General features: G+C 70.6%; 10 protein-coding genes. 3 read left to right on the forward strand and 7 right to left on the reverse strand.

Features of this window, described 5'->3' with window-relative positions:
* Positions 1-149 precede the first annotated feature (149 nt).
* The 7 genes from ABZS51_RS26570 to ABZS51_RS26600 form a co-directional block, all read right to left on the reverse strand.
* The gene (locus tag ABZS51_RS26570) at positions 150-1,073 is read right to left on the reverse strand and encodes a sugar phosphate isomerase/epimerase family protein (RefSeq protein ID WP_355446181.1); all 924 of its coding nucleotides are present in this window, start codon (positions 1,071-1,073) and stop codon (positions 150-152) included.
* On the reverse strand, positions 1,070-1,963 hold the full coding sequence (locus ABZS51_RS26575) for an SCO3242 family prenyltransferase (RefSeq protein WP_355446184.1): 894 nt from the start codon (positions 1,961-1,963) through the stop codon (positions 1,070-1,072). The genes ABZS51_RS26570 and ABZS51_RS26575 overlap by 4 nt, the downstream gene beginning before the upstream one ends.
* A 5-nt stretch (positions 1,964-1,968) precedes the next feature.
* Positions 1,969-3,174, reverse strand: a complete 1,206-nt coding sequence (locus ABZS51_RS26580) for an inositol-3-phosphate synthase (protein ID WP_355446187.1) — start codon at positions 3,172-3,174, stop codon at positions 1,969-1,971.
* A 274-nt stretch (positions 3,175-3,448) separates the two neighbouring features.
* Entirely contained in the window at positions 3,449-5,212 is a 1,764-nt protein-coding gene (locus tag ABZS51_RS26585) for a ricin-type beta-trefoil lectin domain protein (RefSeq protein ID WP_355446190.1), read from the reverse strand.
* 111 nt (positions 5,213-5,323) lie between these two features.
* Positions 5,324-7,270: an alpha-L-fucosidase gene (locus ABZS51_RS26590; RefSeq protein WP_355446193.1), complete on the reverse strand. Its 1,947-nt coding sequence runs from the start codon at positions 7,268-7,270 to the stop codon at positions 5,324-5,326.
* 93 nt (positions 7,271-7,363) lie between these two features.
* Complete coding sequence (locus tag ABZS51_RS26595; RefSeq protein ID WP_355446196.1) at positions 7,364-8,713, reverse strand: lectin; 1,350 nt, start codon at positions 8,711-8,713, stop codon at positions 7,364-7,366.
* Positions 8,714-9,095: 382 nt separating this feature from the next.
* The gene (locus ABZS51_RS26600; protein WP_355446199.1) at positions 9,096-9,785 is read right to left on the reverse strand and encodes an FCD domain-containing protein; all 690 of its coding nucleotides are present in this window, start codon (positions 9,783-9,785) and stop codon (positions 9,096-9,098) included.
* A gap of 215 nt (positions 9,786-10,000) precedes the next feature.
* Here ABZS51_RS26600 and ABZS51_RS26605 point away from each other — a divergent pair, with 215 nt between their 5' ends.
* The 3 genes from ABZS51_RS26605 to ABZS51_RS26615 are packed head-to-tail and all read left to right on the forward strand — an operon-like array spanning position 10,001 to position 13,096.
* On the forward strand, positions 10,001-11,278 hold the full coding sequence (locus ABZS51_RS26605; protein ID WP_355446202.1) for an extracellular solute-binding protein: 1,278 nt from the start codon (positions 10,001-10,003) through the stop codon (positions 11,276-11,278).
* 4 nt (positions 11,279-11,282) lie between these two features.
* Positions 11,283-12,269 carry a sugar ABC transporter permease gene (locus ABZS51_RS26610; RefSeq protein ID WP_355446205.1) on the forward strand — a complete coding sequence of 329 codons (987 nt, stop codon included), beginning with the start codon at positions 11,283-11,285 and terminating at the stop codon, positions 12,267-12,269.
* A complete protein-coding gene (locus ABZS51_RS26615) occupies positions 12,269-13,096 on the forward strand; it encodes a carbohydrate ABC transporter permease (protein ID WP_355446208.1) in 828 nt (275 codons plus the stop codon). Before ABZS51_RS26610 ends, ABZS51_RS26615 begins: the two co-directional genes overlap by 1 nt.

Here is a 13,096-nt window from a genome sequence, read left to right on the forward strand (position 1 = left end):
TGGTCGTGGACGACGACTTCATGGTGGCGCGCATCCACAGCGGCTACGTGGCGCGGATCCCCGGCTTCCGGGCGGCCGCCGCCCCACCTCCGCGCACGCCTCCATGACCCAGTCCTGATCGAGGACGGTCAGCAGCTCCTGAGCGTCCATCACCGGCTCCCTTCCCCGGCGGAGCGTTCCGCCGCACGGAGGAACGCGATCGAGCGGGCGGCGACCTCAGGCGCCGCGTGCGAGTGCCGGGGGAGTTCGACCGCCACCAGCCCGGTGTAGCCGCAGGCGGCAAGGGTGGCCAGGACGGGCGGGAAGTCGATCTCCCCGGTGCCGAGCTCCAGATGCTCGTGCACACCCCGGCGCATGTCGTCGATCTGCACGTTCACCAGGTGCTCGGCGACGGACTCCACGCAGCCGGGCACGGGGTCCGGTTCCAGGCAGCGGCAGTGCCCGATGTCGAGGGTGAGCCCGAAACCCTCGGGGCGGCCGAGCGCGTCACGCAGCCGTCGCCAGTCCGCGATGGTCGCCACCAGCATCCCCGGCTCCGGCTCGAAGCCGAGCGGTACCGTCGCGGCGTCCAGCAGGTGCGCGCAGCCGTCCACGAGCCGTTCCCAGGCCAGGTGGTCCGGGACGGAGGCGGGCCGTACCCCGGCCCACAGTGAGAGGGCTTCGGCGCCGAGGTCGGCGGCGACGGCGGCGCCCCGCCGCAGGAAGTCCAGCCGCAGGTGGCCGTCGTCGTGCAGCAGGGTGGGGGCGTGCTTGTGCCAGGGGTCGAGCAGGTAGCGGGCGCCGGTCTCGACGACCACGCCGAGCTGGAGATCGCGCAGCCGGTCCGCGACGGCCGCGACCCGCCGGGCCGCTCCGGGCGCATAGGGATCCAGGTGATCGTGGTCGAGGGTCAGGGCCACCCCGTCGTACCCGAGCGCGGCCATGACGTCCAGCGCGTCCTCCAGCCGGTGGTCGGCGAATCCGTTGGTGCCGTACCCGAACCGCAGCGCCCGCGGCGCGGTCGCTCCAGCCGTCCCGACGGCGGTGCTCGCTGCGGCTCCTGCGGTCGTGCCCCTCGTGCTCGCGCCGGTCATGTCGGTGACACCTTCGTGACGAGGAGCCTGCTCAGAGGCGCTGCCGCGGCCACGGCCAGTCCGGCGCCCTCCGCGCCGGCGTGCGCGGTGAGCGCGCCCTGCAGCGCGGGCAGCGCGGTGATCCCGCTGCCGACGGCTGCCCGGATGGCGGCCGCGGAGGGGTCGGCGGTGGCGCGGGCCTGGGCGAGGCCGAAGCGTGCGGCGTACCAGGCGGCGAGCGCGTTCTGCGTCCACCCCTGGCGGCGGCAGACGGTCGCGGCCAGGGCGACGGTGGCGGCCAGCGTCCCGGCGGGCAGGTGCGGCCCGGCGCCCGACACCTCGCGCCGGGACAGCAGAGTGAGCAGGTAGGTGTGGGCGCCCACCGTCAGCGCGGCGGGCAGGGCCGCGGGGAGCGCTCTGTCCGCCCGCCCGCGGGGGGAGGCGCCGAGCAGCACGTCGAGCACCCGGCACAGGGCCATCGCAGCAGGACCCGCCGGAGTGTCCTTGACCGTGACGTCATAGGCCCACACCGCCGCCGCCAGCGCCGCCGCGACCGCACCCGCTCGCGACCCCGCGATCAGCGCCGCCACCGACACGCCCCCGGCGGTGAGCCCGGCGGCGACGCCCAGCGCCGCGCCGGGGGAGACCCGGCCGGACGGGATGGGGCGCTCCGGGCGTTCGAGGGCGTCCACGTGGCGGTCGGCCCAGTCGTTGGCGGCCATGCCCGCCCAGTACAGGCAGACCGACGCACAGGCCAGCCCGGCCGTACGGCGGTCGAGCACGCCGGCTGCCGCGGCACCGGCCACCACGTCGCCGGGCACCGACAGCGCCGCCGGCATCCGCACCAGCTCGACCAGATCGCGTACCGCGGGCCGCCCTGATCGCGGGGCCCGCCCGGCCTGGCGGATCACGGCGCTCACCGTGGCCCGCCGGCGACCGGCCCGGGTCCGGTGCGCAGGCCGTCGGCGAAGTCGCACAGCAGGCGCCACTGGTCGGCCAGGGCGTGGGGGACCGGTCCCAGCGGATCCTTGAAGAAGAACGCCAGCTCGGTCAGGGCGCCGGAGCGGCCGTGCTCGTGTGCGGCGGCGGTCAACCGGGCCAGGTCGAGGACCAGCGGGGCGGCCAGCGCCGAGTCGCATCCGTGCCAGGTGAAGTCCATGCGCATGCGCCGTCCCAGGAAGCCCTCGAACGTCACCAGATCCCAGGCCGTCTTGAAATCGCCGACATCCTCCAGGTAGTCGATGCGAATCTCGCCCTGGGGGACATAACCGAGCGTCTCCCGCAGGACCTTGCTCTTGCTCGCGGCCTTGGCGGCGTTCGGGCCCGGCTGCGCCAAACTGGCGCCGTCACCGCCGCCGAGCAGGTTGGTTCCCGACCAGGTCCGCACCCGCAGGTTGCGCGTCGCGAACATGGGCGCCAGCACCGACTTCACCAGCGTCTCGCCGGTCTTGCCGTCGTGCCCGCCGTACGGCACGCCCTGCCGGACCGCCAGCTGGTGGAGCGCGGGCAGCCGGGCGCCGGTGGAGGGGGTGAAGTCGACGAACGGGCAGCCCGCGCGGAACGCGGCGTAGGCGGCGAGTGAGCTGGGCGGCAGCACCCCCCGGCCGCCGCCCGGCCGTGTCCCCCGCCCGGCCGTGGGGAGCGGCTCGCGCAGCGCCTCCTCCAGCTCGTCAAGGTCGGCGTGCGCGGGGTGCGGAGCGGGCGCCGGCTCGGTCGTCGCGACGTTGACGACGATGACCCGCCGGAGACGGTGACGCTCCCGGAAGGCCGTCAGGTCGGCTGCCAGCAGCTCCGCCGCCTCGGCCTGGTCGCGCGCCGGGGGCAGCGGCCGCACCTCCCGCTCGACCGCCGCCAGTTCCTCCTCCAGCGCCCGCACCGGTCCGGCCGGGAGCACACCCGCATCGGCCAGCGCCTGCGCCTTCTTCACCAGCGACAGCGAGGAGACGTCGTGCCCGCCGAAGGCCAGCTCGGCCAGAGCGGGCAGGGGCGCTCCGCCGAGCTGCGGAAGTTCGGTGACGCAGCCGGTCGGCTCGGCCAGCCCGGCCCGGATGGCGAGCGCCCCCACGACGCCGGTCACCGCGACCGAGCCGCGGCCTCCGACCAGCCATACTCCTGTGGTCATCTGAAGGCCCCCGGGGTCAGTTCTCGAACGGGAGGTCTCGCGTCATCGCCCGATCCGCGGGTCGGTGTCCGGGTGCGGGAACGTGTCGGCGCCCCGCGGATCGCCTCGGCGACGGGCGATCGCCCCGAGCCGGCCGGCCCGGCGATCTCCTCCGCCCGCGCCGCACACGTGACGCCGGAGAAACGGCCTGATCTCAACGATTCGACTGAACTACGATCAAGATCGACGCTGGTCACTACATCCGCTCTCTGCCGGGGACGATGGTGCCGGGCCTTCAGCCGTGGGTCCATTTCTGGTTGGTGCCGCCGTGGCAGGTCCAGATCTGGGCCTTGGTGCCGTTGGCGGTGCCGGCACCGGCCACGTCCAGGCACTTGTTCGCCCCGACCGCCGTGATGCTGCCGTCGGCGTTGAGGCGCCATTTCTGGTTGTTCTGGCCGTTGCAGTCCCAGATGATCACGGCTGTGCCGTCCGCCGTACCTCCGCCGTTGACGTCCAGGCACTTTCCGCCGTACACCCGCAGCTCACCCGCGCTCGTGGACGTCCACTGCTGGTTGGGCTGCCCGTTGCAGTCCCAGATCTGCGCCTGCGCGCCGTTGGCCTGGGAGGCGCCGCTGACGTCCAGGCACCGGCCCGAGCCCACGCCCTGGAGCGCCTGCGTCGCCGCTGGAGGGCCCGGGGGCAGGAGGGTGATGGTGAAGGCGTCGTCGGCGTTGAGGTGCGAGAAGTTGACCGTCGTGCCGTTGCCGGACAAGGTGACGTTGGAGTCCTGGACGGTGACCGGGCCGGAGACCGCGCCGCCGCCGTTGTAGGGGATGCGTTCGACGACCACCCGCACCTGGTTGTTCTGCACGACGCCGCTGGTGGTGTCCAGGCGCTGCAGGTCGACGGCGATGTTGCCCGTCGTGCTGCCGCCGCCGACCAGGATCTTGGCGTTCCCGTCGGCCTTGGTGGCGAACGCGTCGTAGGACCTGCTGGGGGTGCTGGAGGCGATCTGGCCGGTCTGCGACCCGTAGAAGCGGTAGACCCACCATTCGCCCCTGGGCTGGTACTGACCCGACGAGTCGCGGACGAGCAGATTGGCGAGATCGTTGTGCAGGTTAGCGCCGCCGGCCCAGTTGGCGCGCAGGCCGTCCGCACCGGCCCGCTCCAGACGCGCGATGTACCAGGATCCGTCACCCGGGTTCTGCTCGTTGGACGCGCCGTACTCGTTGATCTGGTACGGCCGCGGATGGGGGATCGCGCGCGAGCCGAGCGTGGTGTCGGCCGTGGCCGCGTTCGCCACCGGGTCGCCGGGCAGGGAGTGCCAGCTGACGATGTCGGGGACCACGTCGCCGGCCTTGACGTAGTCGAGGTACTGGGTCCACCAGCCGCTCGTCGCCGGCACGCAGGCGCAGCTCGGCCCGACGATCAGGTGCGTCGGGAAGGCGGCCCGGATGCGCTGGTAGGCCCGCTTCCACATGGCGAAGTACTGCGACTGCGGACGGTTCCAGAACAGGGTGATGTTGGGCTCGTTCCAGAGGTCCCACTCCACCGGGGCGCCGGCCGCCCGCACGTCGTCGATGAGGCGGGTGAGGAAGGCGTCGTAGTCGGTCCAGTCCCCGTTGTCGCCCGGGAAGCGGGAGATCGGGTAGCCGTCGGCGCCCCACAGGTCGTGGACCAGCAGGACGAACTCGCCGCCCAGCGCCCTGGTGCGCAGCAGCTGGGCGCGGGTGGCGTTCCACCGGCGGTCGTACCTGCCCGACACCCAGCCGCCGGGGCTGTCGAGCTGCGCCCCGCCGGCCCGCATGTACCGGAACTTCACATCCGTGAAGAAGCGGTCCGGGGGACCGGACCCGTTCTCGGTCATCCCGTAGATCCATCCGGAGGCCCGGTGGGTGGGAGAGCCGCCCGCGACGGAGAAGTTCACGCTGATCGACTCGTCCGCCGCCTGAGCCGGCCCGGCGGACGAGAGGACCGATGCGGCGACGAGCGCACCGATGGACAGCAGCGCTGCCAGACGGCGGCGGCGTCCGCGCCGCCTGCTACCCAGGACGTCCATGCGCATTCCTTCGGCAGGGGGGCGGGCGGCCCGGCTCCGTGGGTCTGAGCCGGGCGGCCGTGCGCCCCGGGGAGGGTGTCGTGGGTGACGGGGTCAGGTGCGGGTCCACGGTCAGGTGCGGGTCCACTGCTGGTTGGCGCCGCCGTGGCAGGTCCACAGGACCGCCTTCGTGCCGTTGGCGGTCCCCGCCCCGGAGGCGTCCAGGCACAGCCCGGACTGCACGCCGGTGACGCTGCCGTCGGCGTTGACGCTCCACTGCTGGTTGGCCCCGCCGGTGCAGTCCCAGATGACGACCTGGGTGCCGTTGGCGGTGCCCTGGCCGTAGGCGTCCAGGCACTTGGTGCCGTAGACCCGGAGCTCCTTGGCGGGGGTCGGTGTCCACTGCTGGTTGGCGCCGCCGTTGCAGTCCCACAGCGCCACCTGGGTGCCGTTCGTCTGGGAGAGGGAAGGGACGTCCAGGCACCTGCCGGCGTTGACGTTGCGCAGGACGCCGCTCGCCCCGGGGGTCGCCCTGATCGGCCCGTTGAAGGTCAGCTTCACCACGTAGGCCAGAGCGGAGTACGGCTGGCTGGGCAGAGTGACGCGCAGGCCGTTGGAGTCCTGGGTGCGCGTCGGCAGGTCGATGTACGTGCCGGCGGTGTTGCCGATCATCTCGGCCCTGCCCAGGTTGGACAGGTCGACCCGGCCGCTCGCCAGGGACGCGAGGTTGAGGGTGGCGCCGTTGCCGGGCCAGCCGAGCACGGTCGCGTACAGGACGGTGTTGTCCTTGCTGCGGGTGTACCGGATGTCCTGGGCCGTGCCGGCACGGGGAGTGGTGAACGAGCCGCCGCCCATCTTGGTGGGGCCTTCGCCGTAGGTGGTCCAGGCGCGGGTGGAGTAGATCGACTCGCCGTTGCGCCTGAGGTGAGTCCCGATGGCGTTCAGGATGCCCTTCTGGTCCTGCGGGACGGTGCCGTCGATCATGGGGGAGACGTTGAGCAGCATGTTGCCGTTCTTGCTCACCCGGTCGATCAGCGAGTGGAGCATCGCGGGCGCGCTGTAGTAGCCGATCCCGTCGGTGTAGGACCAGCTGGAGCTGCTGATGGCGTCGTCGGTCAGCCAGTAGGGGTACTGGATGCCGGCGGGGCCGCCGCGCTCGTAGTCGAAGACCTCGCCCTTGTTGTTGAAGCCGTCCTTGTAGGTGGCCACGACCTCCTTGCCCCACGCGTTGGCCTGGTTGTAGTAGTACGACAGGAAGGCGAGCCGCTTGGCCTCGTCGACGCGGGTGAGGTTGAAGTCCTGCCAGAGGATGTCGGGCTGGGCCTTGTCGACGACCTCCTTCAGCTTGTCGTACCAGAGTTGGTTCTGCGCGGCCGGGCCGAGCTGTCCGTAGAGCTTCTTCAGCGACGTGGTGGGCTGCGCCGGCACGTGGTCGTAGTAGCCGGTGAAGTTGTACGCGTGGTGCATCGCGACCAGCAGCTTCATGTTCCTGCCGCGGATCGCGTCGGCGAACAGCCGCAGCAGGTCCAGCTTGGGTCCTCGGCCGGCCGAGTTCCACTCGTTGACCTGGCTGTCCCACATGGAGAAGCCGTCGTGGTGCTCGGCGACCGGGCCGGCGAACTTGGCTCCGGAGTCGGCGAACAGCTGCGCCCACTCGTTCGGGTCGAAGTTGCCGCCCGCGGACTTGAGCTTGGGCGCGAACTGGACCCAGTTGCCGGCCTTGTCGCGCGAGCCGTCGATGAAGTTGTGGTACGGCCATGCCGAGGGATCGCCGTAGACGCTCTTGTGGTGGTTGTTCTCCGCGGAGCCGCCGACGTACATGTTGCGCGGGTACCACTCGCTGCCGAAGGCGGGCGCGGCGAAGGCTCCCCAGTGGAAGTAGATGCCGAACTTCGCGTCCTGGAACCATTCCGGCGCGGCCGGATGCTGGTCCACGGACGCCCACGTGGGCTCGTAGACGGAGGGGGCGGCCGTGGCGGAGCCGGCGAGGGCGGGCGCCGTGAGAAGGGCTCCGGCGAGCAGGGTGGCGCCGGCGAGGGCGGTGCGCCTGCGGAGTGCCGACAGCTTGGTGGGGGGCACGCTGTCTCCTGGTGTTGGCCAACTGATGGAGCGGGGAAGGTCTCGGGCACGCCGAGCTTGAGGGCGTCCGGCGGACGCCCTCGGCCGGCTCGGTCAGGCGCGGGTCCACTTCTGGTTGGTGCCGCCGTGGCAGGTCCAGATCTGTGCCTTGGTGCCGTTGGCGGTGCCGGCGCCGGCCACGTCCAGGCACTTGTTCGCCCCGACGGCCGTGATGGTGCCGTCGGCGTTGGTGCGCCATTTCTGGTTGTTCTGGCCGTTGCAGTCCCAGATGATCACGGCTGTGCCGTCGGCGGTGCCGGCGCCGTTGACGTCCAGGCACTTGCCGCCGTACACGCGCAGCTCACCGGAGCCGGTGGAGGTCCACTGCTGGTTGGCCTGCCCGTTGCAGTCCCAGATCTGCGCCTGCGCGCCGTTCGCCTGGGAAGCCCCGCTGACGTCCAGGCACCGGCCCGACGCCGCACCCCGGATCGCGCTCGTGGGCGGAGGCGTGGGCGAGGTGGTGGGGGTCGGCGAGGGGGAGGGGTCGCTTCCGAACTGGGTGAAGAACGTCCACACCTCCGCGGAGGTCCAGGTCCTCCAGCCGCCACAGGTGCACCCGTCGATCGGGCCGGGATCGTGACCTCCGTCGAACGCGGCCCAGACCACCGGATATCCGGCCCGGCAACCCGCGTAGGCGGTGACGACGTGCGTCATGCTGCCGGCCGCCGGCTCGGGAGGGTTCTGCGGGGTGCAGCCGTTGTTCCTGACGAACGTGTCACGCAGTGAGCGCCCGGATGAGATGGGCAGCACGTTGTCCCTGAGGCCGTGGAGCCCCATGTAGGCGACGGGCTGCGTGCCGCCGCCGCACCCGCTGAGGTTCGCGCCGGAATAGACCGCGACCGCGCGGAAGACCGCGGGCCGGGCACAGGCGAGTGCGTACGTCATCGCCCCGCCGTAGCTGAATCCCGAAGAGAAGATCTGCGTCGTGTCGACGCACAGGCCCGCTTCGATCTGCCGGGTCATGTCGTCGACGAAGGTGACGTCCTGGCCGCCGGAGTTGGCCCAGCCGTTGTTGGTGCCCTGGGGCGCGACGAAGATCGTGCTGTTGTTCGCGTTGTCCGCCAGTCGCCGCAGTCCGTAGTACGACCAGTTGTACCCATCGGTTCCGCCCGAGTCGACATCATTGGCGGTGCCGCCCACCCAGTGGAACCCGAAGATCAACCGGTAGGGGTGGTTGCTGTCGTAGTTGGCCGGGACGCGCAGGATGTAGCTGCGGTTCTGGCCGCCGCTCACCAGTGAGTGTGTGCCGCTCACCAGTGCCGGGGCCTTGCCGCAGCCGGCGGTCGCCGCAGCCGCGACGGTCCCGCGCGCGGCCGGCGTGGCTCCGCCTGATGCCGTACCCGCGGCTCCCAGGACGATGAGCGCCGCCACGGCGATGGCGGTGACCATGGATGTGTGCCTCACGTCACGCAGCTTCCTTCCGGGTTCGGCGAGCGTGCTTCTCCATGACATGCGCGGTATTCGCGGGCGGCGCCACGAGGGGCCGATGAGAAGGCCTCCAGAGGCGTGTCGCGGAGACTTTGAACACTCATTACGATCCCGTCATCCAGGACTGTCAAGTGTTAAGCGTGCTTATTCCTGGCCCATCACATGACGCTTCGCATGCCGGCCTGCCTTGTCGCCCCTTTTCCGAGGCCGTCACCTCGGTATTCGCCGGAGATCGCCCGGCTGGGTCTCCTCATGAAGGGCCCGCTTGTGAGTTTCTCGAAGCGGGACGAGGGATGAAAATAAGTCCTACTCTTTCAGGCGATCATGGACTCCGGAGCGCACCGGAGAGCTCTCGCTGCTAACGCCGCAGCCGTACCGGATCGGCCGGTCCGGTACGGCGGACCAGCCAGGCCTCGGTGATGTGATCGAACATCGCCCTGGCGGCGCCGTCGGGATCGTGGACGGCGATGCGTTCGTAGATGCGGCGGTGGCCCAGGTTCGACGCCACGCACAGAGCTCGCTCGGTCCGGCCCATGTACCGCGCGGTGTTGATGACCTGGCTTTCCAGCGCCCGTACGACGCCACGAGCGATGCGGTTCCCCGACGCCTGCATGATCGTGTCGTGGAAGGCGCGGTCGCTCTCGGCGTAGGTGGCGGGGTCGTCCACGAGCTCGTCCATCCGGTCCACCAGCGCGCGCAGCCGCTCCACGGTGTCCGGGCCGGCCAGGCGGGCGGCGACGTTGGCCATGTCGGACTCCAGCACGCGCCGCGTGACGACGAGGTCGTCGAGGATCGCCAGGCTCTCGTCCTCGGCGATCGTCGCGGCGAGGACGAGCTCGTCCAGCATGTCCCACATCGCCGGCGGGTTGACCATGGTGCCGGCGCCTTGGCGGACCTGTACGAGCCCCTTCTCCTGCAGGACCTTCACGGCTTCGCGGACGACGGTGCGGCTCACGGAGAACGCTTCGCACAGCGCGGGCTCGGGGGGCAACGGCGTCCCCGGCGGGTGCACACCGTGGACGATGCGCTCCACCAGCTCGGCCGTCACTGCTCGGGCGAGGGTCGCCGGGCGTCGTACCCATGCCGGTGGCGCCGGGACACCGCCGGCCGTTTCCTGCGATGCCGTCATATCCCCCTCCGGTGGCCTGCGAGGACAGCGCCACCGCGCCAGTATACGTGCCGACTGTTGACGTAAGACGTCATACGAGTTACGTTTCGCCGGTGATGGCGGGTCCCTCGGTAGCTCTCGGAGGGTGAGCAGCTATGAAGCAGCGGATGTGGTGGTCGGTCGTGATGGCCGCCGGACTGGTCCTGGCCGGCTGCGGGAGCGCGGCACGGACGGGATCCCCGTCCGGAGACTCCCAGCAGAAGCGGCAGAAGCTCGTGGTCTGGGACTGGAAGTCCGGTGAAGCGGCGGCCACCACGTACGTCGAGAAGGCGAAGGCCGACTTCGCCAAGCGGCATCCCGGCGTCACCGTCGAGTTCGTCGCCCAGCCGTTCGACCAGTACTACACCTTGCTCGGCACGGCCGCCCAGTCCAGCAAGGGACCCGACGTCATGCTCTTCAACGGGGGCGGGCAGATCCGCGACCGGGCCGTCGCGCTCCTTCCGCTGGACCAGTACGTGGCCCAGGACAAGAGCCGGTTGGCGGGCTGGGACGCGTTCACCAAGGACGGCAAGATCTACGCCGTGCCGGTGACCCTGCAGGGGCACCCGATCTACTACAACAAGACGCTCTACGAGAAGGCCGGTCTCGACCCGGCGAACCCGCCCAAGACCTGGGACGAGCTCGTCCGCACCTGCGCCGCCATCAAGAGGGCGACGGGGGCCGCGTGCTTCGCGCTCGGCAACAAGGAAGGCTTCGGCATCCAGTTCTTCATGTCGGGCCTCGGGTCCGGCATCCTGACCCCTCAGGAGTACGACGACTGGATCGCCGGCCGGCGCGACTGGACCTCCCCCCACGTGAAGCGGATCTTCGAGCTGTGGAAGGACGCCAACGACGCAGGGCTGAACAACGACGGTGCCAACTCCACCGCGATGTTCACGGACATCTTCAGAGTCTTCGAGAGCGGTAAGGCCGCTCACATCATCGGCCTGATGTCGGACATCGGGCACTGGAAGGACTTCGGCGAGTTCCTGCCGCCCGACAAGATCGGCGTCATGCGGGCCCCGGTCGTCGCCGGCGGAGCCACCCCGAGCCTTCCGTACGACGGTGGCATCGGCTACGCGGTCGCCAGGTGGACCAAGGACCCGCTGCTGGCCGCGGATCTGGTGCGCTCCCTGACCTCCACCGACGCCTTGACCGCGTTCTCCTCCGACGCCGGCGCGATCGCCTCCGACATGACGATCGACGTCTCGCGGGCCGGCCCGGCCGTCGCCGCGATCGTGCCCGAGATCAAGACCGGCAGGCCCGCCCTGCACGTCGCGCTGTCCTCCAAGACCCTGGACCTCATGGGAAGGCTGTCCCAGCAGCTCCTGAGCGGGTCGACCAGCGTGGACAAGGCCGTGAAGCAGCTCGCCGCCTCCGACAGGGCGGGCTGATCGCGTGCCGCTCAGAGGTTCGTCGCCGTCGGTCCGCCCGGTCGGTTCCGGGCGGACCGGTGCCGCGACGGCGGAGCAGGGGGGACCTCGCAGGGACGCCCGTACGGCCACCCGGCCGGCCTCCCGCGGGGCGCGCGCCGAACGCCTCGCCCCCTACGTCCTGGTGGCCCCGGCCGTACTGATCCTCGTGACGCTGCGGCTGTGGCCGCTGGTCCTGGGGGTCAACTACTCCTTCACGGGTGACGGCGCCTACAACGGGACCCCGGTCGGTCTGAGCAACTACCTGGAGCTGGCCGGCGACCCCCTGTTCCGCACCTCGCTGCGCAACGTCGGGCTGCTGGTGCTGCTGCTCCCCGTGGCTGTGGCGATCCCGGGCCTGCTCGCGACCTTCATCTACCTGCGCGTGCCGGGTCACCGGGTCTACCGCAGCGTCTACTTCTTCCCCGCCGTGCTCTCACCGGTGATCGTCGGCGCGATCGTCAACCTCATGCTCGGATACGACGGCCCGTTGAACGCCGTCCTCGCGATGGCCGGCGCCGGCCCGGTCGACTGGCTCGGCGATCCGGGCATCGCCATGTTCACGGTTGTCGGCGTGCATGTATGGGCGACGTTCGGGATGGCCCTGGTGGTGTTCCTCGCCGGATTCAGCACCCTGGACGCCTCGCTGCTGGACGCCGCCCGCGTGGACGGCGCGTCGCTGCGCCAGGTCATCCGGCACGTGATCATCCCCGGCCTGACGCGCACCATCCAGTTCGTCTTCGTGACCACGATGATAGGGATGCTGACCTCCATGTTCGGCCTGCTCTTCGTCATGACCAGCGGGGGTCCGGAGGGATCGACCTACCTTCCGGAGTACTACATCTGGCACCAACAGGGACAGATGAACCGGCCGGCGCTCGCCTCGGCCGCGTCGACGGTTCTCTTCGTCGTCATGCTCGTGGTGGGGCTCCTGCAGATCACCCTGCTCCGCCGCTCGGGGAGGCAGGACTGATGCCGGGCAGGCGCGTGGCGGGGTGGGTGGCCGCCGTCCCCATGGCCGTTCTCGCGCTGGTGACGATCTATCCTCTCGTGTTCACCGCCAACGTCGCGATGAAGACCCGGCGCGACTACGTCCTCGACCGGTTCTCCCCGGCGGATTCCCTGCGCTGGGACAACCTGGGGCAGGCATGGGCCGGCGCCGGAATGGCGCGATACTTCGCCAACTCGCTGGTCGTCGTGGCATTCGCCGTGGCCCTGCTGCTGCTGATGGGCTCGATGGCGGGTTTCGCGCTGAGCCGGCTGCGGTTCCGCGGTTCTTCGGTCATCTTCCTGGGCTGTCTTGCGGGACTGTTCGTCCCGTTTCAGGTGATCATGGTGCCGCTCACCCGGATCATGGCGGACAGCGGCCTCATCGACACCTACCCGGGACTGATCCTCGCCTACGTCGCGCAGTTCCTCCCGTTCACCGTCTTCCTGATGACGAGTCACTACCGCACCATTCCGTCGGAGATCGTCGACGCGGCCAGGATCGACGGGAACACGGTGTACGGGGTGTACCGGCGGATCATGCTGCCGCTGGGCGTGCCGGCGCTGCTGTCGGTGGGCATCCTCGACACCCTGTTCTGCTGGAACGACGTGCTCATCTCCCTGCTGATGATGCCGTCGCCCGAGCATCGCACCCTCATGATCGGGGTCAACTCGCTGCGCGGACAGTACTCCGACGACATCCCCACCTTCGCCTCCGGAGTCCTGATCGCCGCGATACCCGTGTTGGCGATCTATCTTTTCCTCCAGCGCCAGATCGCCGCCGGCGTAACCGCCGGTTCCACAAAGGGCTGA

The organism is Nonomuraea sp. NPDC005501 (assembly GCF_040605905.1).
Classification (GTDB): Bacteria; Actinomycetota; Actinomycetes; order Streptosporangiales; family Streptosporangiaceae; genus Nonomuraea.

Coding starts and splice junctions, on each gene's coding strand:
- ABZS51_RS26570 (WP_355446181.1), bottom strand. CDS start 1,073: ATGACCGGCGCGAGCACGAGGGGCACGACCGCAGGAGCCGCAGCGAGC.
- ABZS51_RS26580 (WP_355446187.1), bottom strand. CDS start 3,174: ATGACCACAGGAGTATGGCTGGTCGGAGGCCGCGGCTCGGTCGCGGTG.
- ABZS51_RS26585 (WP_355446190.1), bottom strand. CDS start 5,212: ATGGACGTCCTGGGTAGCAGGCGGCGCGGACGCCGCCGCCGTCTGGCA.
- ABZS51_RS26605 (WP_355446202.1), top strand. CDS start 10,001: ATGAAGCAGCGGATGTGGTGGTCGGTCGTGATGGCCGCCGGACTGGTC.
- ABZS51_RS26615 (WP_355446208.1), top strand. CDS start 12,269: ATGCCGGGCAGGCGCGTGGCGGGGTGGGTGGCCGCCGTCCCCATGGCC.